Raw genomic sequence first — 22,677 nt, 5'->3', positions numbered from 1 at the left:
GATTCAAATATAACAATACTATTATGGATCACAACAAGAATACATTTATCAATCCAACAGCCCTATTTAATCCTAGTAATTACGGGTTTTCTCACATTGCAAAAATACCGGAAGGGAAATCTCTCTATTACTTTTCAGGACAATGGGCATCAGACGTAAATGGTCAACTAGTTTCAATTGATTTTGAAAAGCAAGTACGTCAAACAGTAATTAATATCAAAACCGCCCTAAATGCAGCAAAACTATCAATAAATGATGTTGTGAAGCAAACTGTCTATATAGTAGATTTTACAATGGAGAAAAAACAAGTGTTAATTGATGTTGCTTCTAAAGAATGGCATGCGGAATATTTGCCAGCTAGCTCAATTATTCCTTTACCACTATTGGCAACAGCACCAAATTGTTTAATAGAAATTGAAATTATCGCCGCTAAATAAATTATAATGAAATCAATAATTTTAATGATCACATTTACGATAATAACCAACGTAACTCTTTGTGCTCAAAGTAAAAAAATACTTTTTATTTTGAGTACCGCTGACACTTTGGAACTTAATAAGGGACAAAAATTAAGACAAACAGGAGTCTTTTTAAACGAATTTTATTTGGCTTACAGATCTGTTTTAAAAAACGGCTATGCAGTGGATATTGCAACTCCAAACGGAATTATTGTATCAATAGATGAAGAAAGTATAAACGATAAATATTGGAAGAACAATTTAGATATTAAGGTAGAAGCGATAAAATATATTAAAACAGATAGTGGTTTTAATAACCCAATAACGCTTGAAAAAGCCATTGAAAATCACAATAATTATATTGGAATGATAATTCCTGGAGGGCAAGGTTTAATGATAGATTTAATGGATAGTAGAAATATTCCAATTCTTTTAAAACAATTTGCAGCAAATAACAAACCTACAGGACTTATTTGTCATGCACCTAGCCTTTTATTAACAATTCCAGTAGCAGAAAACCCATATTTAGGTTATAAAGTTAATGCTGTATCGACTATGGAAGAAATTGTTATTGAAAAATTTATAATGAAAGGTAAACCAAAAATTAGAAAAATTGCGAAACGCTTAAGAAAACTAGGATTAAAATATAGAAGTGGTTTACCTAAATCAAATTTTGCGATTAAGGATAGAAATTTAATCACCAGCCAAAATCCTTTTTCAAGTAAAAAATTTAATACTCTTTTTTTAGCAGCGCTTAGGGAATATTTAGAATTTGAAAAAAAATAATAAGCATAATCTTTACTTTATACTAGTAAATATGCAATGTTGAATATAGAGCTTCATTGCGCTAGTGTTTTTTTTTTTTTTTTTTTGCCTTTCTGCCAACAATTTATATGCCCCTTATAAACACAAAAGCCACCTTGACAAGGTGGCTTAAGGTTTACTTTTTATTTTATTGATTTTATTCTCTTTCGGCTACAATTTCGCCATTGCTATTTTGTAAAAAAGTATTTGAAACCAATGTCACAACATCATCAGATTTTTCTAAGCCTGGATATGAAATGGTGTAAATTCCATTTTCTTTTTTCCAACTGAAATCAGTTTGCGCTGTAATAACATTATTTTCATATTGATGAAATCTTCCTAAGTAGGCGTCATTAAAAATCCATTCATATTCTGTTTGGACATTTTTTTGATCAATAGAATTGTTAGAGATTGTGTTGACCCATATTCCAATAACTGGATCATTGTTTGTTGCTGGCTTTGAGCAACTTGCAAAAACAAGTATAGCGCAAAGCATCAAAAGTGGGGAGTACTTTTTCATACTAAGTAGGTTTAATTTGGGACGGTAAACTTAATAAAGATGAATGGTTTTAGGGTTGTTTTTTCGACCAATGGTTCAAATGCCTTAATGTTTTCGTTGAATGGGCCTTTTTTTTAACATAATAAGAAATAATTTTTCCTTAAAAAATTAACAAAAAGAGAATTTAAAAGTTGAAAATCACCGTCATTTTTCTATTTAAATTCAGTATTTTTGCGCCAATATAAAATCAAATTTAAAATCATATAAAATGAAAGTAACAGTAGTAGGAGCAGGTGCTGTTGGCGCAAGTTGTGCTGAATACATCGCTATAAAGAATTTTGCATCAGAAGTTGTATTATTAGATATTAAAGAAGGCTTCGCAGAAGGTAAGGCGATGGATTTAATGCAAACGGCATCATTAAATGGTTTTGATACTAAAATAACAGGTATTACAAATGATTATTCTGCAACTGCCGGTAGTGATGTAGCGGTTATTACTTCAGGTATTCCTCGTAAACCAGGAATGACAAGAGAAGAGTTAATAGGTATAAACGCAGGTATCGTAAAAACTGTAGCTACTAGCCTAATTAAACACTCGCCTAATGTAATTTTAATAGTTGTTAGTAATCCTATGGATACAATGACTTATCTAGTGCATAAGACTACTGGATTGGCAAAAAACAAAATAATTGGTATGGGTGGTGCTTTAGATAGCGCACGTTTTAAATACCGTTTAGCTGAGGCATTAGAAGCACCTATTTCAGACGTTGATGGAATGGTAATAGGTGGTCATAGTGATACAGGAATGGTGCCTTTGACAGGACATGCAACACGTAATAGTATAAAAGTATCAGAATTTTTATCTGAAGAAAGATTAAGTCAAGTTGCGGAAGATACTAAAGTTGGTGGTGCTACTTTAACAAAATTATTAGGCACAAGTGCTTGGTATGCTCCAGGCGCAGCAGTGTCTAGCATGGTTCAGGCAATTGCTTGCGATCAAAAGAAAATGTTCCCTTGTTCTACTTATTTAGAAGGGGAATATGACTTAAATGATATCTGCATAGGTGTTCCTGTAATTTTAGGAAAAGACGGTATTGAAAAAATAGTGAACATTCCATTAAGCGCTGCAGATAAAGCAAAAATGCAAGAAAGTGCTGAAGGTGTTAAGAAAACAAACAATTTATTGGAGTTTTAATACCAATAATTCATCAAATTAATAAGGGCAGTAGTCATTTTGATAACTGCCCTTGTTTATAAATGTAAAAATATATTGTCAATTCCTATCTTAAATGATATATTTGCACGCTTACAAAAAAAACCAGAAATTAATATAGTAACTAATGCAGAATAAAGGACTTATAAAGCTTTTCGCTTTTTTGTTTGGATTGGTGAGTATTTACCAATTGTCTTACACGTTCATTGCGAATAATGTAGAAAAGAAAGCAGCTGAAAATGCCGTAAACACTATTTCTAGTGGTACAAATGATTATATCGAAAAAAGAAAAGAATCTGAAATAAGATATCTTGATTCTATCGGTGAACAATCTATTTTAGGTTTTACTAGCTATAACGATGCTAAAAAGAAAGAACTTAACAAAGGATTGGATTTAAAAGGAGGTATCAACGTAACCTTACAAATATCAGTAAAAGATATTTTGAAAGGCTTAGCAAACAATACTTCAAACCCTATTTTTAATAAAGCTTTAGCTGATGCTGATGCTGCTTCAAAAAATAGTAGTGATACTTATGTTGACCTGTTTTTTGATGCTTTTGATAAAATAAAAGGAGATACGAAATTAGCTTCACCAGAGATCTTTGCTAATAAAGGTTTAAGTGATGTGGTTAATTTTCAAATGACTGACGATCAAGTAAAACCTATAATTAGAACCAAAATTGATGAATCTGTTGTTTCAGCTTTTGAGGTTTTAAGAGAGCGTATTGATGGTTTTGGTGTTACTCAACCTAATATTCAAAGAGAAGGAACTTCGGGAAGAATTTTAGTTGAATTACCAGGAGCTAAAGACATTGCTAGAGCGCAAGAATTGCTTTCTAGTACTGCGCAATTGGAATTTTGGGAAACCTATAGATCTGATAATCAGTATTTAAATCAGTTTATTTTTGAAGCTAATGAAAAGCTTAAAACATTAGTAGAGGTTGATAAGCCTGAGACTGTAGCGAAACCAGAATCTGAAATTGATTCTTTATTATCTGATGTAGCTCAAGATTCTATCGATTTTGCTAGCGAAGTAAATCCATTAATAAAATTATTGATTCCTGCAAATACAGGTAATTATTCATTTATAAGCGCATCGACTAAAGATACTGCGCAAATCAGTGCTTATTTAAATATGCCAGAAATTCGCAGATTGGTACCTAAAGAATTACAGTTTGTAAAATTCTTATGGGAAAGACCAACTGAGGGATCTGAAATTGTTGGATTGTATGCTTTAAAATCTAATAGAGCTGGAGTACCAAGAATTAGTGGCGATGTTGTGAGTGATGCTCGTGATGATTTTGATCCTCGCGGTAGACCTGCTGTTAGTATGAGTATGAATACTAAAGGGGCTAAAGAATGGCAAAAACTTACCAATGATGCTAACTTAAATGGAACGGGTATAGCTATTGTGCTTGATAATAAAGTATATACAGCTCCTGGTGTTTCTCAAGTAGGAGGTATTTCAGGTGGACGTTCAGAAATAACAGGTTCATTTACTATAAATGAAACTAAAGATATTGCTAACGTTTTAAGAGCAGGTAAATTACCAGCAAGAGCTGAAATTGTACAATCTGAAATTGTTGGACCATCATTAGGTCAAGAAGCAATTGATAGTGGATTTAATTCTTTTGCCATTGCAATGATTATTGTTTTGGCATGGATGATATTCTATTACGGTAGAGCAGGGGTATTTGCTGATATTGCTTTATTATTCAATATTTTATTAATATTTGGTGTATTAACAAGTATCAAAGCTGTTTTAACTTTACCTGGTATTGCGGGTATCGTTTTAACCATAGGTATGGCAGTAGATGCGAACGTAATTATATATGAACGTATTAAAGAAGAAATAGCAAAAGGCAAAGGCAAATCGTTAGCAGTAGCAGATGGTTTTAATAATGCATTGTCTTCTATTTTAGATGCCAACATTACTACTGGTTTAACAGCTATTATCCTTTTCATTTTTGGAACAGGACCTATAAAAGGTTTTGCAACTACGTTAATCATAGGTATATTAACTTCATTGTTTACTGCCATATTTGTAACACGTTTACTAATAGATTGGTATTTATCTGCTAAAGAAAGAAGACTAGATTTCTCTACAGGATTAACAAAGAATTTATTTAAGAATATTAATATCGATTTCTTGTCAAAAAGAAAGATTGCTTATGTGTTTTCTTCGGTATTATTACTTATTGGTTTGTATTCATTGATATTAGGTCCAGGTTTACAACAAGGGGTAGACTTTGTGGGTGGTAGATCTTATCAGGTTCGTTTTGAGCAACCGGTGAACCCTTCTGAAATGGCTTCTGAATTGAACGTAGTCTTTGGTAGTGGTACTAATGTTAAAACTTTTGGTGATAACAACCAGGTAATGATTACTACTCCTTATAAGGTTGATGTTGAAGGTATTGAGGTTGATAGTGAAATTCAACAAAAATTATTTTCTACAATACAAAAGTATTTACCAGATGGTATTACTTATGATGAGTTTACAGTTGCTAGTGATACTAAAGCTGTAGGTATAATGAAATCTACGAAAGTAGGTCCTACAATAGCTGACGATATTAAGAACAATGCATTTTGGGCTATTATCGGTTCTTTAGCGGTGGTATTCTTATATATACTTTTCCGATTCCGTAAATGGCAATTCTCTCTAGGAGCTGTTGCTGCGGTATTCCATGATGTATTGGTAGTATTGGGAGTATTCTCTGTATTTGGTAAACTAATGCCATTTAATATGGAAATAGATCAAGCATTCATAGCAGCAATACTTACAGTAATTGGGTATTCATTAAACGATACTGTAATTGTTTTTGACCGTATTAGAGAGATCGTGGCGGAAAGAGGTTGGAAGGCTGGTGAAAACACCAATATGGCTTTAAATAGTACCTTAGGAAGAACATTAAATACTTCTTTAACAACTATAGTTGTACTTGTAGCAATTTTTGCTTTCGGTGGAGATTCATTACGCGGATTTATGTTCGCAATGATAGTGGGTATTGTAGTTGGTACCTATTCTTCATTATTTATCGCAACTCCTATAATGTTCGATACCTTAAATAAGAAGACGCAAGAAGGTTTAGAAAATGAATAATTTTTAGGCTCTTTAAAGAGTCAAAATTACTATAACAAAACCCCTAAGAATTTATTTTCTTAGGGGTTTATTTTTTTATGATATCTGATACATTGGAAGATTAAAAATAAAAGAACTCCCTTCTTTTGGCTTGCTTAAAACAATAATGGTGGTTTCGTGCAAATCCATTATTTTTTTAACGATTGCTAGGCCTAATCCATAACCTTGTTTTGTGGTTTTGTTTACTTGTTTATAACGGTCAAAAATATAAGCTTGTTCATTAGCTGGAATTCCAGAGCCAGTATCCGTTATATTTATTTCAATATTATGGGTTAATTTTTTTAAAGATAAAGTCACCGTGCCTTTATGTTCGGTAAATTTAATAGCGTTTTCTAAAAGGTTTTGTAAAGCTCTTTCCACAAGACTTATATCTGCATAAACCATACAATTAACATCGGGACAGTCTAAGCTTAATTTTATGTCCTTCTTTTGTGCAATAACTTCAAATTTTGCTATTAAATCATATGATAATTCTGTAATTGAAAATGGCTCTTTAATAGGTGTTATTTGCTCTGCTTCTAGTTTAGAATATTCGAAAAGTTGATTAATTAAATTGGAAAGTTTGTCTATATTATCAATTGTAATTTGAAGGTATTCGTCCTTTTGTGTTTCAGTTAGAGAATCTTTTTTAATCTGTAAAGTTTCAATATATCCTTTTAGCACTGCTAAAGGTGTTCGTAAATCATGTGAAACATTAGCTATTAGTTCTCTCCTTAATGAATCTACAGATTTCATTTTATCCATATTACTTACTATAGTGTCTGCCATGTCATTAAATGAATGGGCAAATACTTCAATATCGGATTTTTCAGGATTCTCAATTCTGGCTTCTAAATCTCCCTCTCTAAATTTTATTACAGTACCGGTAATTAGTCGAAGGTTTTTGGTTAAAAACCAAAGGCTAAGTAAGCCTATAAGTATAGAAAAAATCATAGTTAATAAAGTAGCTCCTATACCTAATTTCGCAAAATAAGATCCCAATAAACTATCGCTTATGTGTTGAAAATCTTCGCCCGCTAGAATAATATAGATAAACCCTTTTCTACCGCCTACATCATAGGGTGCGGCAGAAAAAATTTTTTGGGTACCTGGGTTTTTTGGATCTTCGCCCTCAATAAAAGTTTTTCCGTTATTCGCAATAAAGGATTTTATTGGTGTTAGCGAAACCGATTTTGAAGGAGAATTTTCAGTGTGATCCAGTACTACTGAATATAGAATTTCTCCAGTATTATTTAGTAAATAAACTTCAATACTCCGGTTTACCGCCATCATATCATGCATTAAATCACCAAAAAGTGGTTTGTTTACACTACCGTCTTCTAAAAATGGCGATGCATTTGAAAACTTCTCCTGTATTACATGATTTGCCACATTAGCGTTTACTTGTTGTATGGTCGCCTTATTGTATTTGTTAGCATAATACGCTGTAATGAAAATATATGAAACTCCCATCAAGAGAACAAGCAAGCCAAAAGCAATAGATATTTTTTTAATCAGTTTTGGTGTAAGTGTTTTGTATTTAGTATCCATGCGAAATTTCTTCATTAAATTTATAGCCAACACCCCAAGTGGTTAAGATATAATATGGGTTGGTCATGTCGGATTCTATTTTTGCTCTTAATCTATTTATATGAGAGTTTACCGTATGCTCGTAACCATTAAAATTATAGCCCCAGATGATGTTTAATAACTCTGTTCGTGAATAGTTTCTACCTGGATTATTTGCCATTAGTACAAGTAGTTCAAACTCCTTTGGTGAAAGTTCAATTTTGGTATTATTCACAAGTACTTTTCGTTTATCAATATCAATTGTAATACCTTCAAAAGATAGTACAGAAGAATCTTTTTTTTCTGATTTAGGAATATTAGATCTTCTCATAACAGCTTTAATGCGTGCTAGTAATTCTCTAATACTAAAGGGTTTGGTAATATAATCGTCAGCGCCAATTTCTAAGCCTAAAACTCGATCAATCTCTTCAGATTTGGCGGTTAACATAATTATTGGAGTATTTTTCTCAGCTCTAATTTTTTTGCAAACTTCAATTCCGTTTAGACTTGGTAGGGTTATGTCCAAAATTATTAAATCGTAGTTATTTTCAATAGCCATTTTTAAGCCTTTGGCACCATCCATTGCTTTGGCAGTAGTATAAATTAAGTCGTTAAGATGTATCTCTAAAAGTTTTATTATCTCAGGATCATCTTCTATTATTAAAATATTTTTCATAGTTAATTACGAATGAAGTTAAAATATATCACACAATTATCACAAGAACCCATTAATTTTAAGTAAGTTATGATAAAAAAAGAAATAGAATGCAATTGAACTTTGCATAGAGAATTAGTAGTTCTAATCAACAACACCTTACAAAGCATCTGAATAGTTGAATTAGAGCTAAAAAATAATATACTATTTTGTAATAACTCCTATGGAGCCATTTTTGGTTTTCTGAAGTTCAAAAATGTTCTTTGGTTGCAATCCTACTTCGTTTCTATGAGAAACAAAAATAATCGCTGTGGAAGTTTCTTGAGAAATTTTATTGATAAGAGCTACAAATAGGCTTGCGCTAGCATCATCTAAATTCTCTGTTGGCTCGTCTAAAATAAGTAATAGTGGCTGTTTTATCATGGCTCTTGCCACCATGATTAATCGCTGTTGACCCACAGGTAAATCTATAAACAAAGTATCTTTTTTGCTATAAAGGTCTAATACTACTAGCCATGCTCTAGCGGTGTTAATTTGTTCCTCAGTGGGGAGTTTGTATAAGCCTATAGAATCATTTAAACCGGAAATTAGCATGTGTTCTAAAGTATGCTCTCCATAGAAATTATGTGTTAAGGTCGGCGCATAGTATCCAATTTTCTTTTTAATATCCCAAATACTTTCTCCACTACCTTTTTTTTGATTAAATAAATATAAATCTTGCCCATAACCTTTACTATTTTCTCCAGTAATCATGGAGAGTACTGTGGTTTTACCGCTACCATTTGCACCTTTTAATTGCCAAAATTCGCCTTTATTAATTTTCCAATTAATATTTGTTAGTATTGGTTTGTCATGATAGTTTACACTAACATTTTTTAAATAAATTAAAGGGTCTTCGCAGGCATCAATCTTTAAGATAGGTTCTGGTATTTTAATTGAAAATTGTTTCTCTTTAACTAGATTACTGTTTAGGTTAATTTTTTCTAAGCTACCCGATTTATCTAATTTATAGGTGTTACTGATAAAATTAGGAGCATCATTTTTTCTGCTTAGTAAAACTATTAGAATAAGTTCTTTAGATAGGTTTTTTAATGTGGTTGATAAACTTTGAATGGCTTCCTGGTCTAGATTATCAAAAGGATTATCAAGAATTAGGTAATCTGGTTTTGTTGAAATAAGGTATTCTAATACTATTTTTTTACGCTCACCTGTAGACATAGATTTTAGTGATTGCGTAATGGATGAAGTGGCAATTTTTAAATCGTGATGTTCTTCTTCATAAATAAGTTCTTCTATTCTATGCTTGGAAAGTACATCTCCGCGTAGCTCATTTAATGCTGCAAATTCTGAAAAATCATTAGTGTTTAAGATCGAATCTATAAAACTTTTAGTGTTCGTTTCATTAGCTATTAGTATGGAATAATGCTGCATTTTAAACTTAAATTAATTCTTTATAAAATATATTATCTCAAAGGGCAACTCTAAAAATATAGACTTGATTATCGTGATAGGTAGTCTTTTTGTCAATTTGCATGCCTATACTTAATGCTACTTTTTGTGAGGGTATATTATCTATTTGTATAATAGAGATTAAAGTGTCTGCTAATTTATTTGTGGTTGCAAAGAGCTTACATTGCTGTGCTGCTTCCATGGCAAAACCATTATGCCAATAGTTTGGTAATAAGGAATAGGCAATTTCTAATTCAGACTTATTATCCACTTCTTGAATGAGCAATCCACAAAGCCCAATAAAGTTATTAGTTTTCTTTTCTATTAGTGCCAGTTTACCTCCTAAATCATGATTATAGCGATAAAAGGTGCGATCAAAATCAGCTTTACAAGCATCGACAGGGTTGTTTGGTAACCCTGACCAGTATTGAGAGGTTCGTTTATCTTGATGAAATGGTAGCCACAAATTAAAATCTGCGGCAGTTAGTTTTCTAAAGCTTAGTCTTTCTGAAGTTTCACCATTCATTAGAAAATTCATCTCAGGAAGAATTTAGAGCTTTTTAAAAGAAATACTATCCTTTATTTCTAAGAGTAATTTTTCTGCTAAACCTGCATTTAGCTCCAAAACATATTTAATTGGTACTTGAGACGACAGCCCTTTTTCATTAAATGGTTCTGCATTTTCTTGAAAACTGGCTATTTTAAAGTCTTCATCAATATAAATAATATCTAAAGGTATTTCGGTATTCTTCATGTAGAAAGAATGCATAGCCACATCAGGAAAAATAAAAAGCATCCCACGATCCTTTTGCATGGATTTGCGATACATAAGGCCAGTTTCTGTTTCGTATGCAGTTTCCGCAATTTCTATATCAAATTTACCTATGATGGAGTCAGTTTTTGATTTATAAATGATTAGTTCACCTTCTTTTGTAAATTCTATTGGTGAAGTTTTTATAACTTGTTTGGCCTCCTCTTTGCAAGAAAGAAAGCTAATTAATAGTAATGCTCCTAATAATAGTTTTGTATAATTCATTTTTTAAGACTTTGTTGGTCTAAACATAAAATATAAGCCAATTGCTATAAATGGTAAGCTAAGCCATTGTCCAATGGAAAGTAATTGCATGCTTTCATCCAATGAATTTTGGCGTTCTTTAACGTATTCAACAAAAAATCTGATCGTCCAGAGGAGTACTAAAAATGTACCGAATAAAAACCCTGGTTTGTCTTTTTTGTCTGTTTTCCAATAAAAATAATAAAGGATTATAAAAACAAAAATATAGCAGACACCTTCGTATAACTGAGCTGGATGACGGTAAGGAATCCTTTCTAATATTGCAGAAAACTTCGGATTTTTCTCTATTAATTCATAAGCTACATTTGCTGTTCTTGCTTTGGTAATTTGCATGGCTTCATATGCCGGTAAATCATCAGAATTACGAACAAATTTTGTCGCGAAAATAAAAGACTTGTCTACAATTTTCCCATTAATTTCTGAATTGAAAAAGTTACCCAAACGCACAAAGAATGCTCCAATAGCCGAGGGTATTACTAATCTATCTAATAACCATAAAACTTTAAATTCAGGATTTTTACGGGTATATAAATAAATTGCGATAATAATACCAATGGTAGCACCGTGACTTGCTAAACCTGTAAAGCCGGTAAATTCATACCCATTAATAAATCCGAAAAGAGCTTCATTGGCATTTTCTTTTATCGGTAATAATATTTCTATTAAATGATTTTTATAATAAGACCAATCGTAGAAAAATACATGGCCTAATCTTGCGCCTAACATGGTAGCTAAAACGGTATAAATAAATAGTGAATCTAATTGTTCCACTGTTTTTTTCTCCTTAAGAAAAATCTTTTTCATAATTACCCATCCTACCGCAAAGGCAGCAATCCAAAGCAAATTGTAATATTTTATTTGAATGAATCCAATTTTAAAGAGGGTGTCATTCGGATTCCAAGTAATTCCTAAAAAGTACATTATTGTTTATTTTGATGGGCTAAGATAAGAAAATAGAAAGTAGCTCACTATTTTGGTGGTAAAGAAAATAGTAATTAAATATGAAAACGTACAAATGTTTTATGGAACGGGATCATAACCTTTTCCTCCCCAAGGATGACAGCTGAAAATACGTTTTAGGGCTAACCATCCACCTTTGATTAATCCATGCTTTTTTAGAGCTTCTAGCGTGTATTGAGAGCAAGTGGGCGAGTAGCGACAACTCGCAGGAGTATATGGTGAAATTACTAATTGGTAAAATCGCACCAAAAAAATAAAAGGGGCGATAAGAATTTTTTTCAATACGTTTTTATAAAATTACGCTATCAGAATTTTATTTATGAAACACTAAAAGTGGTTCCTTCTTTTCCATCTTTAAGTTGAATTCCTAAAGCTGCTAATTGATCTCTTATTTTGTCAGATGTTGCAAAATCTTTATTGTCTCGGGCTTCTTTACGTAATTGTATGAGCATGGTGACAACACCAGATAATTTATCAGAATCAGCATTTGCATCATTTTTATTTTCCAATCCTAAAACATCAAAAATAAAAGCATTTAATGTTTCTATTAAGAGTGCTTTGTCAGATTGAGTAATGGTTTCATTACCTTCTTTAATCGCATTTATGTGCTTAACAGCTTCAAATAAATGTGCTATTAATGTTGGTGTATTAAAATCATCATTCATAGCATCATAACATTTCTGTTTCCATGCTTCAACGTTAAAATCGGAGCTAGATGTTGTTTCTAAATTTTCAAGAGAATTAACAGCCTCCATCAATTTTTGATATCCTTTTTCAGACGCTAATAATGCATCATTGCTCAAATCTAAAATACTGGTGTAATGCGCCTGCATCATAAAAAAACGAACAACAGTAGGGGAAAAGGCTTTCGATAAAATGGAATTTTCTCCTGAAAATATTTCGTCTGGTAAAATGTTATTGCCAGTAGATTTCGCCATTTTCTTTCCATTCATGGTCAGCATATTGGCATGTAGCCAATATTTAACTGGCTCAACACCATTACACGCTTCCGCCTGTGCTATTTCGCACTCGTGATGCGGAAATTTTAAATCCATACCACCGCCGTGAATATCAAAGGATTCCCCTAAGTATTTAGTACTCATTGCGGTACACTCTAAGTGCCAGCCAGGGAAACCATCACCCCATGGAGATGGCCATCGCATAATATGTTGTGGCTCTGCTTTTTTCCAAAGTGCAAAATCTTGAGGGCTATGTTTTTCATCTTGTGCGGCAAGCTCACGGGTATTGGCAATCATGTCTTCTAACTTGCGACCACTAAGCTTTCCGTAATTATGAGATTCGTTAAACTTTGGAACGTTAAAGTATACTGATCCATTTATTTCATAGGCATAGCCTTTTTTAAGAATATCTTTAATAATTTCAATTTGTTCAATTATATGCCCGGTTGCCGTTGGTTCTATGCTAGGGGGTAAAAAATTAAACTTTTGAAGAATATTATGAAAGTCAACCGTATATCGTTGTACAACCTCCATAGGTTCTATAAGTTCTAATCTAGCTTTTTTGGCAATTTTATCTTCGCCATCTTCTGCATCATTTTCTAAATGTCCAGCATCAGTAATGTTTCTAACATACCTTACCTTATAACCAAGGTGTTTAAAGTATCTAAAAATCATGTCAAAAGACATGAAAGTTCTGCAGTTGCCTAAATGTACATTGCTGTAAACTGTTGGTCCACAAACATACATTCCTATAGCTCCTTCATTTATGGGTTCAAAAATTTCTTTCTTTCCTGAAAGTGAATTGTAAACTTTTAAAGCTTGGGATTTATATAACTGCATTCGAAAAGAGATTCTTTAAAATTTTGTATCTAATTTAATGAAATTTAAAAATTCGCGTCGGGTAGCTTCTTCTTTAAATTTACCGCCATATTCAGCAGTAACTGTGCTGCTTTCAATATCGCGAATTCCTCTAGAGTTTACACATAAATGCTTTGCGTCTATAACACAAGCAACATCTTGCGTATTTAACACTTTTTGAAGTTCGCGAACAATCTGAATATTTAATCTTTCTTGAACTTGAGGTCTTTTAGCAAAATAGTCTACAATTCTATTCATTTTTGAAAGCCCTACTACAGTTCCATTAGAAATATAGGCCACATGAGCTTTACCTACTATGGGTAAAAAATGATGCTCGCAGGTGCTATACAGTGTAATGTTTTTTTCCACCAACATTTCACCATACTTGTATTTATTCTCAAATGTGGATGATTTTGGTTGTCTCTTTGGGTGAAGTCCTGAAAATATTTCATTTACGAACATTTTTGCTACCCTATTTGGAGTTCCTTTTAAGCTATCATCTGTAAGATCTAGGCCCAATGTTTCCATAATTTGAGAAACATTATCTTTAATTTTCAGAATTTTTTCTTCGTCACTTAAATCAAATGCATCTTTCCTTAACGGGGTGTCTTCTGACGTGGAGATATGATTGTCACCCAATTCTTCAAAACGTTCTTCTAATGTACTGTCAATTTTCATTTTAAATCATCTCTTAAGAGGTGCAAAGATATACATTATCTAATATTTAATAGCATGTTTACCTAGTTACACAACATTAATTAGTAAAGCCTAAGTCGTCTCTTTAGTTTTATACTTACTAAGGTGCATGCCCTTATGAAATATTTTATTGCGTTTATTTTTATTTTAGTATTAAGTAATGCTGTTGCACAGATTTCACCAGATTGTACAACGGCTATCCCTATTTGTAATAATACCCCAGTAAACAGCGGTACGAATAGTTATGGTGTGGACGATTTTAATGGTGCAAATACCTCAGGTTGCTTAGAAAAAACGCTATCTGGAGCAATAGAATCTAATTCTGCTTGGTATAGGTTTAGAACCAATGCAACAGGGCAATTAGGTTTCAATATTAGTATAGATACATCGGAAGACTGGGATTTTGCATTATATAGATCTAGTGATTGTAATAATTTGGGCACTCCAGTTCGTTGCAATTTTAAGGATAATAAAGATGAAAATTCATTTATTGGTGTAGGTGAGGATCCAACGGGGAATACAAACAATAATGGCTATGAGGCATGGTTGTCTGTTACGCCAGGTGAGGATTATTATTTGTTGATTAATAATTTTTCCAATATAAATTCTGGATTTTCAATTCAGTTTTCAGGTAATATTTTCACTACTAATCCTTACGACGCTTTAGATTGCTCTATTATTAGTAATCTTTTAGGGCCGCCAATAGCAGCATGTGAAGCAGATTATATAGAGTTAGATGCAACAACCTCTGATGCATTAAGTTATTCATGGTATAAAAATCTGGGGAGTGGTTTTGTTCAAATTGCCGGAGAATCTAACCCAACCTTGGTAATTTTAGATTCTGCCGAATACCGAGTTGTGGTGGCAAGAGCCGCAGGTAATATTATAAGCGATGTTCAGGTAGGTTTTACGCCAAATCCAATGGCAAATAGTGTGTCGAATAAAGAATTTTGCTACGATGAAAGTTCCATAGATTTAAATGCAGTGGATGCCGAAGTTTTAGGCGCACAAAATCCACAAGAATTTGTTGTTTCGTATCATAGTACATTTTCCGACGCTGTTAATAATGTTAACGGTTTAGATAAAAATCATCCTAAATCAAGCGGAACGGAAACTATCTACATAAGAGTAACATCCTTTGAAAACCCAAAATGTTATGATGTTTCTCAAGATTTTAATATTGTGGTTTCTGAAGAAATAATTCAAGATTTTCCGAGTATTGTTTACTTATGTGAAGATGTATCAACAGCAATACTTGGTGATGATACCCCTAATGCAAATTATACTTATTTGTGGGATTCAGGGGAAACAAGCGCTGTAATTACTGCCTCAGTAGCTGGAACATATACACTAACTATTTCAACAAATACTGGTGGAATTACTTGTAGTGAAAGCTTTACAATAGAACTTGTAATTTCTAATGCTCCTGTAATTTCCAATGTTATTATTAGTGATTTACAAGATAATAATACAGTGACTATTGAAACCTTAGAGATTGGGGATTACGAATATCGCATAGATAACGATGCCTATCAAGATTCTGCATTTTTTGAAAATGTACTACCTGGTTTACATACGGTTTATGTTAATGATATAAAGGGTTGTGGTATAGCCTCGGAAACAGTAGTTATTGTAGGATTTTATAAATTTTTTACACCTAATGGAGATGGTGTTAATGATAACTGGACTGTAGAAGGGCTAGATACTCTAGATTCGCCCTTACTAAGTATTTTTGATCGTTATGGTAAGTTAATTAAACAATTAAACACGTCGCAACCACTGTGGGATGGCTATTATAATGGCGTTCAAATGCCAGCCTCTGATTATTGGTTTCAGTTAAGTTTTTTAGATGCTAATGGAGAGCGTGTTCTTGCAAAATATATTAACAATCATTTTGCTCTAAAGCGATAGCTTCTTTTTGTAGTTGCATTTCATCGATTAAATGCAAAAAATGCCGACCAAATATAATATTCTGCCGTATATAAAGTTAATATACAATACCAGACGTTTTATTAAAATGAGATTACTACTTTATATTGTGTGCTTTGGGTTGTGTTCAACTACCATAATTGCACAAAATTCTCCAGACTGTAGAACGGCCATACCAGTATGCGCAGATATGCCATACATAGGTACAGCTGATGGTTTAGGTGATATAGAAGATTTTGATCCAGAAGTTATTAACCAAACCGGTTGTTTAGAAAAAGGAAGCGTAAGTTCTGCTAATATAGAAAACAATACATCTTGGTTTGTTTTTAGAGCAGGTACTGATGGTCAAGTGGGTTTTGATCTTGAAGCACTATCTACTACTGCAGAGTGGGATTTTGCTGTTTATGGTCCAGATGTAGATTGCGAACAAATTAGCAATGGTACTGCCGAGCCTATTCGCTGTAATTACGAAGTAAACAATACAAGTTTTACCGGTTTAGGAATAAATCCTGAAAATGGAGATGAAGGCCGGCCAAATCAAACCCAGAGTTTAAATACATATGACGAATATTTGAATGTAGTTGCTGGTGAAATCTATTATATATTAATCAATAATTTTAATACCAATTTTGATGGTGACCCAGAACCTTTTGAGTTAACTTTTACGGGAAGTTCTGTAAATGCAAATCAGAATACAGCGATTGATTGTACCCTACGTGATGAATTTTTAGGATTAGATATTATAGCTTGCGAAGATGATGCTGATATTACCTTAAGTGCACTACGTTCTCCTGCAGGTCCAGATATTGCAAATATTGTCTGGTCTGTAGATTATGAAGATGATGGTGTTATTGATGCTACATTGTTGAGTGGGCCTTTAGCAACTGCAGAAGAGTTAATAGTAACTACTGATATTGCTAGTTCTGGTAGGTATTTTGTGGAAATTACTACCAATATGGGTATTACTATACTAGATGATATATTAATTACCATATTTGGTACGCCAGTTTTAACGGAAGTTATCGTTACCGATTATTTGGTTGATAGTAACAATATTGAAATTATTGTTGAAGATCTTAGAGGAAATGGGTCTTTTGAATATGCAATAAATGGCGGTGAGTTTCAAGATAGTCCTATATTTTTAGATGTCCCTCCAGGGGTTAATACAGTAATTATTAATGATAAAAATGGTTGTGGTATAACCGAGCCAACAGAATTTTTGGTTGTAGGTTATCCTAAATTTTTCACTCCAAATGCAGATGGTATTAATGATGATTGGAATATAAAAGGAATTGAAACATTGACAGATCCAGTTGTATTCATTTTCGATCGTTATGGTAAACTATTAAAGCAATTAGATTTTAATACAGCTTGGGATGGTACTTACATTGGTAACCCAATGCCGGCATCGGACTATTGGTTTAGATTTGAGTATGCGGAACAAGAAAATGGCATTTTAGTAGCCAAAACACTTAAAAATCATTTTTCTTTAAAACGATAAAGACCCGCTTTCGCAGGTCTTTTACTATCGGAATAACTTTTTTGAGAGTTAGAAGTTTAACGTGTATGATATAGTTACATTAGTATTTCTTCTAGTATTATTTAAAGCCGGAGTTGGATCTGTGCTTAAAACATTTTCTCTATAGTTTTGCGAATATCCATTTACTGCTAAATCAAGTTTACTAGGTCCAAAATTATATCCAATTCCACCAGAAACTCCGTTTAGATCACCAATGGTATTATTTAAATAAGGACTTTGCTCATAACGATAACCACCTCTTAAACTTATTTGTTTAATTCTATATTCGCCACCCAATCTTATGGCAGATACTGCACCTAGTTGTGCTCTCATGTATTCATTTTCTGCTGCAAAATTTGCATCTGAAACTGGTTTAAGTTCTGCTTGTGACATGTCTTGATAGCTATAGTCTAAACTTATTAAGCCTTCTGTGCCAAAAACTAATGCCATACTACCTGTTAGTTTTCCAGGAGTTTTGATTGTATATCTTGGATACAGATTTATAACATTAAAATTTATAAAATTGATGTCGACATCAGCTAAAGTAGAATTTATTCTTTGAGAAAAATCATCCTCTAGTCTATACCAAGTTGGTGACTGATAGCTTCCGCCAATACGTAAGCTATTGTTAACTTTGGCAATAGCTCCTAAACTAAAAGAAAATGCGTTGCCTTGGGTTTTTAACAAGTTGTCAAACGTAGTAAATTGTACTTGTGAGTCTGCTAAGTAACTATCCTCAGTAATTTCTTTTAGCTCTTCGTAATAAATAGAATGTACATTTAATGAGGCGCCAATATATAAATTGTCTTGGTATTGCGAGGCTACATTTAAAGTGTATTTGTCATTATATCCAGTAGTGATTTTTCTATAGTTTTGGCTTACTGTAGTGTAATTTGCTAAGCTTGAATATGATGTATTGTTATCATCGTTTGGATCATCAGCATCTATTACACCACCAAAAAGTCCTAAAAAGGCTTGTTGTTCTATAAATCCTAGACTAGAACCTATATCAAGATATGCTTCTTCTATGTATTCGCCATTTTGTAATAATAAAGGTCCTAAAGGAGTGCCTTGCGCAAAACTTAAAAAATAAGTATCCAATCCGTTTTCGGTTCGAAAATTACTTGATTTATAATTGCTAAAGTTTTGAACCCTATCAAAATTAAGTCCTAAGCTAATTTTTTTCCAATCTGCATTTTGATTGTTGTTTTTAAAAACAAAAACACCACCAATTTGGTTTATGTCAAAGGTATTGTCCGTAGTAAAAGGCGAGACAAATGCTCCGTAATTACTTTCGTTTTTTACATTATAATTGGTTCCAGTAAGCGTAAACTGGCTGTTATTAAACACAGCAGAACCTGCTGGGTTTATATTAAGTGAGGATAAATCCCCTCCAAGTGCGCCAAATGCGCCACTCATGGCTTGAAATCGGGCAGTACCTTGCGTGTTATCTTTGCTGTATCTTAATACATCATCTATATTTTGAGCTTTGGCGCCAAAGCATGCTAAAGCCATCATGAAAATTATATTTTTTTTCATCTTCAATTTTTTTTGGAATTAAAACAATCTACTAATTTCCTCTTCCTCCTCTGCTAGAACCAGATGATGATCTAGAGCTACCTCCACTTGAGCTTCCACTGCTTCTGCTTGAGCTGCCAGATGATCTATAGCTTCCACTACTGGATGAAGATCTGCTGCTTGAGCTACGAGTTGTAGTAGGAGCACTGCTTCTAGAGCTACTGTTTGATCCTCTATAGGTACTATTGCTAGAAGATCTAGAGCTAGATGATGAACTCGAAGTACGAGGTGTATACGTTCTTGTTGTTGTGCTTCTTTGATACCCATTGCTTGGTGTAGTACCTCTGTATGTTGTACTACTTCTAGAACTTCTATTATAACTAGGTTGTACTCTAGTGCTTCTAGCTGTTCTGTAACTTGTATTTCTATTTGAAGTAGATCCGTTTCTATATGCGGTATTGTTTCTAGAGGTATTTGAATAACGTCCAGTTGTGGTGTTTGATCTTCCTCTTAACGGAGTATTCTTATAGGTTCTAGTTGATCTATAACTATTTCTGCGTCCATCTGCATAAGAATATGTCCTGTTGCGATAGATATTATTATAGTAATGAGGATAATAATTTCCATAAAAACCAGCATAACCATAAGGATTACCCCATCCCCAGTTATTCCAGCCATATCCATAATAGCCTCCCCAGCCCCAATTGTTCCAGCCCCAATTGTTCCAACCAAAACCGTTGAAGCCTCTCCATCTCCAGTTATTCCAGCCCCATCCGGCGCCATAATAACCGTCCCAGCCCCAATTATTCCAGCCGAAGCCATAGTTTCCAGCCCAACCATTATTTACATAGTTAATAGTTAAGCTACTTGGGTTATCTCCCCATGCTCCATAACCATTATAATCATTGTAATCGTTAATGTAATTGCCATCAGCACCTATTGCAGCATTATCTTGTTCTTGTCCGTAATAGCCATCAATATCTGTAAAAATTTCACTGTCTAAAATCTCTTGATATTCGTCTGCTTTTTGTCCAAAATAATTAGCATATGTATTATCTTCCTGCGGGGCTTTCGTAGTTGGTCTTTCTGTATATCGCTGATTATTATTAGAATAAATGCCATCGTTGTCATAATACGATGATTGCTGATAGCTACCACATGAGGCAGCTAAAAGTGCAATAAATGGTATTGCAAAGGCAATTCTAATTTTTTTGTGGGGTATTGGATGTATCATCATTAGAAATTTAATTGTTGAACAATGTAAAAATAGTTAGTTTTACCGAACTATTTTCTTAAATAAAGGTACAAGTTTTGTGCCAAACTAGATACTATGAGTAAAAACTTAACGAAAAGAAGCGAAGATTATTCTAAATGGTATAATGATCTTGTCGTACAAGCAGATTTAGCTGAAAATTCAGGTGTTAGAGGTTGTATGGTTATAAAACCATATGGCTATGCGATATGGGAAAAAATGCAGGCAGCATTGGATAAAATGTTTAAAGAAACGGGGCATGAAAATGCTTATTTTCCGTTGTTTATTCCCAAATCTTACTTGAGTAAAGAAGCTAGTCATGTAGAAGGTTTTGCCAAGGAATGTGCTGTAGTTACGCATTATAGATTAAAAAATGCAGAAGATGGTAGTGGAATAATCGTTGATCCAGATGCTAAATTAGAAGAAGAATTAATAGTGCGTCCAACTTCTGAAACCATAATATGGGATACTTATAGAAGATGGATACAATCTTATAGAGATTTGCCTATATTAATTAATCAATGGGCTAATGTAGTACGCTGGGAAATGCGTACACGTTTATTCTTGCGTACTGCAGAATTTTTATGGCAAGAGGGTCATACAGCGCATGCTACAGAAAAGGAAGCTATCGCAGAAGCAGAACAAATGATGCATATCTATGCGGATTTTGCAGAAAATCATATGGCTATGCCAGTAGTTAAAGGTGTTAAGACGGAAACAGAACGTTTTGCAGGCGCTTTGGAAACCTATTGTATTGAAGCTTTAATGCAAGATGGTAAAGCATTGCAGGCGGGAACCTCTCACTTTTTAGGTCAAAATTTCGCAAAAGCATTTGATGTAAAGTTTGCTACTAAAGAGGGCACTCAAGAATATGTTTGGGCTTCTTCTTGGGGAGTTTCAACTAGATTAATGGGAGCTTTAGTTATGACTCATAGTGATGATAACGGATTGGTTTTGCCTCCAAAATTAGCACCTATTCAAGTGGTTATAGTTCCTATTTACAAAGGAGAGGATCAACTTGACGCTATTGCAGAAAGAGTTGCTCCGTTACTTAAAGAGTTAAGACAAAAAGGTATATCTGTTAAGTTTGATGATAGAGATTCATATAAACCAGGGTTTAAATTCGCAGAATATGAATTAAAAGGTGTTCCTATTCGTTTGGCAATTGGTCAACGCGATATGGAGAATAATACATTTGAGGTTGCTCGTAGAGATACTTTTGCCAAAGAAACAGTAAATGCGGATGCTGTTATTGAAAAAATTGAATTTTTGCTAGAAGATATACAGAATAATATTTACAAAAAAGCACTTGATTATCGCACAAATCACATCACAGAAGTCAATTCTTACGATGAATTTAAAAAAGTTTTAGAAAATAAAGGAGGGTTTATTTCGGCCCATTGGGATGGTTCTAAAGAAACAGAAGAACAGATTAAAAACGATACAAAGGCCACTATACGCTGCATTCCACTTGATGCCAAGCAAGAAGAAGGTGTTTGTATCGTAACAGGAAAACCATCTTCAAAAAGAGTATTATTTGCTAAGGCATATTAAAAATGTAAAAAATAATTATTAACTATTGCAATAGTTAAAAATAGTTGTATTTTTGCATCCGCAATTGCGCAAAGCAATGGTCCGTTCGTCTAGGGGTTAGGACGCCAGGTTTTCATCCTGGTAACAGGGGTTCGATTCCCCTACGGACTACAAATAAAACAGGAATTATGTTTGGATTATTAATTTAAACAGGTTCCAACTAAACAACGGTCCGTTCGTCTAGGGGTTAGGACGCCAGGTTTTCATCCTGGTAACAGGGGTTCGATTCCCCTACGGACTACTTTAAAAATTAAGGGCTAAATGCTCTAATTAAACAAAACAAAAATAAAATGGCAAATCACAAGTCAGCATTAAAGAGAATTAGAAGAAACGAAGCAGTACGTTTACGTAATAAATACCAACATAAAACAATGCGTAATGCATTGAAAAAGTTACGTGCTGAAGAAGATAAGAAGGCTGCTGAAACTTTATATCCTACTGTAGTAAGTATGATTGATAGATTAGCAAAGCGTAATATTATACATTCTAATAAAGCTGCTAACTTAAAAAGTAAACTGTCTAAGCAAATAGCAACCTTAGCATAAGGTTATTA

General features: G+C 33.3%; 20 protein-coding genes and 2 tRNA genes. 10 read left to right on the top strand and 12 right to left on the bottom strand.

The genetic code is table 11. From position 1 onward, the window contains the following. Nucleotides 1–23 precede the first annotated feature (23 nt). Nucleotides 24–437, top strand: a complete 414-nt coding sequence (locus B8963_RS10380; protein ID WP_084061454.1) for a RidA family protein — start codon at nucleotides 24–26, stop codon at nucleotides 435–437. A gap of 6 nt (nucleotides 438–443) precedes the next feature. Further along, nucleotides 444–1,244 carry a DJ-1/PfpI family protein gene (locus B8963_RS10375; RefSeq protein ID WP_084061453.1) on the top strand — a complete coding sequence of 267 codons (801 nt, stop codon included), beginning with the start codon at nucleotides 444–446 and terminating at the stop codon, nucleotides 1,242–1,244. 175 nt (nucleotides 1,245–1,419) lie between these two features. On the opposite strand, the gene B8963_RS10370 is transcribed toward B8963_RS10375, so the two are convergent. Further along, nucleotides 1,420–1,782 (bottom strand): hypothetical protein, encoded by a 363-nt coding sequence (locus B8963_RS10370; protein ID WP_084061452.1) that lies wholly within the window; start codon nucleotides 1,780–1,782, stop codon nucleotides 1,420–1,422. 247 nt (nucleotides 1,783–2,029) lie between these two features. On the opposite strand from B8963_RS10370, the gene B8963_RS10365 reads away from it, so the two are divergent. Next, nucleotides 2,030–2,956: a malate dehydrogenase gene (locus B8963_RS10365; protein ID WP_084061451.1), complete on the top strand. Its 927-nt coding sequence runs from the start codon at nucleotides 2,030–2,032 to the stop codon at nucleotides 2,954–2,956. 145 nt (nucleotides 2,957–3,101) lie between these two features. Next, nucleotides 3,102–6,074 (top strand): protein translocase subunit SecDF, encoded by a 2,973-nt coding sequence (secDF, locus tag B8963_RS10360; RefSeq protein WP_084061450.1) that lies wholly within the window; start codon nucleotides 3,102–3,104, stop codon nucleotides 6,072–6,074. 75 nt (nucleotides 6,075–6,149) lie between these two features. Here the strand turns inward: secDF and B8963_RS10355 are convergent, their stop codons facing one another. The 9 genes from B8963_RS10355 to folE all read right to left on the bottom strand — a co-directional run bounded on the left by B8963_RS10355 (nucleotide 6,150) and on the right by folE (nucleotide 14,295). After that, the gene (locus B8963_RS10355) at nucleotides 6,150–7,658 is read right to left on the bottom strand and encodes a sensor histidine kinase (RefSeq protein WP_234989653.1); all 1,509 of its coding nucleotides are present in this window, start codon (nucleotides 7,656–7,658) and stop codon (nucleotides 6,150–6,152) included. Then, entirely contained in the window at nucleotides 7,633–8,337 is a 705-nt protein-coding gene (locus B8963_RS10350) for a response regulator transcription factor (protein ID WP_084061448.1), read from the bottom strand. Before B8963_RS10350 ends, B8963_RS10355 begins: the two co-directional genes overlap by 26 nt. Nucleotides 8,338–8,520: 183 nt before the next feature. Then, nucleotides 8,521–9,747, bottom strand: coding sequence for an ATP-binding cassette domain-containing protein (locus B8963_RS10345; protein WP_084061447.1), 1,227 nt, complete (start codon nucleotides 9,745–9,747; stop codon nucleotides 8,521–8,523). Nucleotides 9,748–9,784: 37 nt separating this feature from the next. Beyond that, entirely contained in the window at nucleotides 9,785–10,303 is a 519-nt protein-coding gene (locus B8963_RS10340; RefSeq protein WP_084061446.1) for a GNAT family N-acetyltransferase, read from the bottom strand. Between the two features lie 12 nt (nucleotides 10,304–10,315). Continuing rightward, entirely contained in the window at nucleotides 10,316–10,801 is a 486-nt protein-coding gene (locus B8963_RS10335) for a DUF192 domain-containing protein (protein WP_084061445.1), read from the bottom strand. Between the two features lie 3 nt (nucleotides 10,802–10,804). Continuing rightward, nucleotides 10,805–11,761 carry a prolipoprotein diacylglyceryl transferase gene (gene lgt / locus B8963_RS10330; protein WP_084061444.1) on the bottom strand — a complete coding sequence of 319 codons (957 nt, stop codon included), beginning with the start codon at nucleotides 11,759–11,761 and terminating at the stop codon, nucleotides 10,805–10,807. Between the two features lie 99 nt (nucleotides 11,762–11,860). Next, nucleotides 11,861–12,082, bottom strand: a complete 222-nt coding sequence (yidD, locus tag B8963_RS10325) for a membrane protein insertion efficiency factor YidD (protein WP_084061443.1) — start codon at nucleotides 12,080–12,082, stop codon at nucleotides 11,861–11,863. Nucleotides 12,083–12,117: 35 nt separating this feature from the next. Further along, a complete protein-coding gene (gene cysS, locus B8963_RS10320; protein WP_084061442.1) occupies nucleotides 12,118–13,599 on the bottom strand; it encodes a cysteine--tRNA ligase in 1,482 nt (493 codons plus the stop codon). 15 nt (nucleotides 13,600–13,614) lie between these two features. Beyond that, nucleotides 13,615–14,295 (bottom strand): GTP cyclohydrolase I FolE, encoded by a 681-nt coding sequence (gene folE, locus B8963_RS10315; RefSeq protein ID WP_084061441.1) that lies wholly within the window; start codon nucleotides 14,293–14,295, stop codon nucleotides 13,615–13,617. Between the two features lie 135 nt (nucleotides 14,296–14,430). Between folE and B8963_RS10310 the strand changes: the two genes are divergently transcribed. Together B8963_RS10310 and B8963_RS10305 are read left to right on the top strand one after the other, a co-directional pair. Continuing rightward, nucleotides 14,431–16,224, top strand: a complete 1,794-nt coding sequence (locus B8963_RS10310; RefSeq protein WP_084061440.1) for a T9SS type B sorting domain-containing protein — start codon at nucleotides 14,431–14,433, stop codon at nucleotides 16,222–16,224. A 106-nt stretch (nucleotides 16,225–16,330) separates the two neighbouring features. Then, nucleotides 16,331–17,743: a T9SS type B sorting domain-containing protein gene (locus B8963_RS10305; RefSeq protein WP_084061669.1), complete on the top strand. Its 1,413-nt coding sequence runs from the start codon at nucleotides 16,331–16,333 to the stop codon at nucleotides 17,741–17,743. A 48-nt stretch (nucleotides 17,744–17,791) separates the two neighbouring features. Here B8963_RS10305 and B8963_RS10300 read toward each other — a convergent pair whose 3' ends face one another. Further along, nucleotides 17,792–19,300 carry an OmpP1/FadL family transporter gene (locus B8963_RS10300; RefSeq protein ID WP_084061439.1) on the bottom strand — a complete coding sequence of 503 codons (1,509 nt, stop codon included), beginning with the start codon at nucleotides 19,298–19,300 and terminating at the stop codon, nucleotides 17,792–17,794. A 31-nt stretch (nucleotides 19,301–19,331) separates the two neighbouring features. Beyond that, entirely contained in the window at nucleotides 19,332–20,516 is a 1,185-nt protein-coding gene (locus tag B8963_RS10295) for a hypothetical protein (RefSeq protein ID WP_143312514.1), read from the bottom strand. Between the two features lie 93 nt (nucleotides 20,517–20,609). Between B8963_RS10295 and proS the strand changes: the two genes are divergently transcribed. The 4 genes from proS to rpsT all read left to right on the top strand — a co-directional run bounded on the left by proS (nucleotide 20,610) and on the right by rpsT (nucleotide 22,669). Further along, nucleotides 20,610–22,085 (top strand): proline--tRNA ligase, encoded by a 1,476-nt coding sequence (gene proS / locus B8963_RS10290; RefSeq protein ID WP_084061437.1) that lies wholly within the window; start codon nucleotides 20,610–20,612, stop codon nucleotides 22,083–22,085. 78 nt (nucleotides 22,086–22,163) lie between these two features. Next, nucleotides 22,164–22,235 (top strand) — tRNA-Glu (locus B8963_RS10285). A 58-nt stretch (nucleotides 22,236–22,293) separates the two neighbouring features. Further along, nucleotides 22,294–22,365, top strand: a tRNA-Glu gene (locus B8963_RS10280). A 49-nt stretch (nucleotides 22,366–22,414) separates the two neighbouring features. Beyond that, nucleotides 22,415–22,669, top strand: coding sequence for a 30S ribosomal protein S20 (rpsT, locus tag B8963_RS10275; protein ID WP_084061436.1), 255 nt, complete (start codon nucleotides 22,415–22,417; stop codon nucleotides 22,667–22,669). Nucleotides 22,670–22,677 lie beyond the last annotated feature (8 nt).

Origin of the sequence: Cellulophaga tyrosinoxydans (assembly GCF_900176415.1) — a bacterium.
GTDB classification, from domain to species: domain Bacteria; phylum Bacteroidota; class Bacteroidia; order Flavobacteriales; family Flavobacteriaceae; genus Cellulophaga; species Cellulophaga tyrosinoxydans.
Note: the sequence above shows the minus strand (reverse complement) of the source record. Positions and strands in the feature narration are given on the sequence as shown.

Bases quoted from the DNA above. Each gene is read 5' to 3' on its own strand.
- B8963_RS10345 (WP_084061447.1), bottom strand. From the start codon at position 9,747: ATGCAGCATTATTCCATACTAATAGCTAATGAAACGAACACTAAAAGT.
- B8963_RS10340 (WP_084061446.1), bottom strand. From the start codon at position 10,303: ATGAATTTTCTAATGAATGGTGAAACTTCAGAAAGACTAAGCTTTAGA.
- B8963_RS10300 (WP_084061439.1), bottom strand. From the start codon at position 19,300: ATGAAAAAAAATATAATTTTCATGATGGCTTTAGCATGCTTTGGCGCC.
- lgt (WP_084061444.1), bottom strand. From the start codon at position 11,761: ATGTACTTTTTAGGAATTACTTGGAATCCGAATGACACCCTCTTTAAA.
- B8963_RS10380 (WP_084061454.1), top strand. From the start codon at position 24: ATGGATCACAACAAGAATACATTTATCAATCCAACAGCCCTATTTAAT.
- B8963_RS10335 (WP_084061445.1), bottom strand. From the start codon at position 10,801: ATGAATTATACAAAACTATTATTAGGAGCATTACTATTAATTAGCTTT.
- rpsT (WP_084061436.1), top strand. From the start codon at position 22,415: ATGGCAAATCACAAGTCAGCATTAAAGAGAATTAGAAGAAACGAAGCA.
- folE (WP_084061441.1), bottom strand. From the start codon at position 14,295: ATGAAAATTGACAGTACATTAGAAGAACGTTTTGAAGAATTGGGTGAC.
- B8963_RS10310 (WP_084061440.1), top strand. From the start codon at position 14,431: ATGAAATATTTTATTGCGTTTATTTTTATTTTAGTATTAAGTAATGCT.
- B8963_RS10355 (WP_234989653.1), bottom strand. From the start codon at position 7,658: ATGAAGAAATTTCGCATGGATACTAAATACAAAACACTTACACCAAAA.
- proS (WP_084061437.1), top strand. From the start codon at position 20,610: ATGAGTAAAAACTTAACGAAAAGAAGCGAAGATTATTCTAAATGGTAT.
- B8963_RS10365 (WP_084061451.1), top strand. From the start codon at position 2,030: ATGAAAGTAACAGTAGTAGGAGCAGGTGCTGTTGGCGCAAGTTGTGCT.
- cysS (WP_084061442.1), bottom strand. From the start codon at position 13,599: ATGCAGTTATATAAATCCCAAGCTTTAAAAGTTTACAATTCACTTTCA.
- B8963_RS10350 (WP_084061448.1), bottom strand. From the start codon at position 8,337: ATGAAAAATATTTTAATAATAGAAGATGATCCTGAGATAATAAAACTT.
- B8963_RS10375 (WP_084061453.1), top strand. From the start codon at position 444: ATGAAATCAATAATTTTAATGATCACATTTACGATAATAACCAACGTA.
- B8963_RS10305 (WP_084061669.1), top strand. From the start codon at position 16,331: ATGAGATTACTACTTTATATTGTGTGCTTTGGGTTGTGTTCAACTACC.
- B8963_RS10295 (WP_143312514.1), bottom strand. From the start codon at position 20,516: ATGATGATACATCCAATACCCCACAAAAAAATTAGAATTGCCTTTGCA.
- secDF (WP_084061450.1), top strand. From the start codon at position 3,102: ATGCAGAATAAAGGACTTATAAAGCTTTTCGCTTTTTTGTTTGGATTG.
- B8963_RS10370 (WP_084061452.1), bottom strand. From the start codon at position 1,782: ATGAAAAAGTACTCCCCACTTTTGATGCTTTGCGCTATACTTGTTTTT.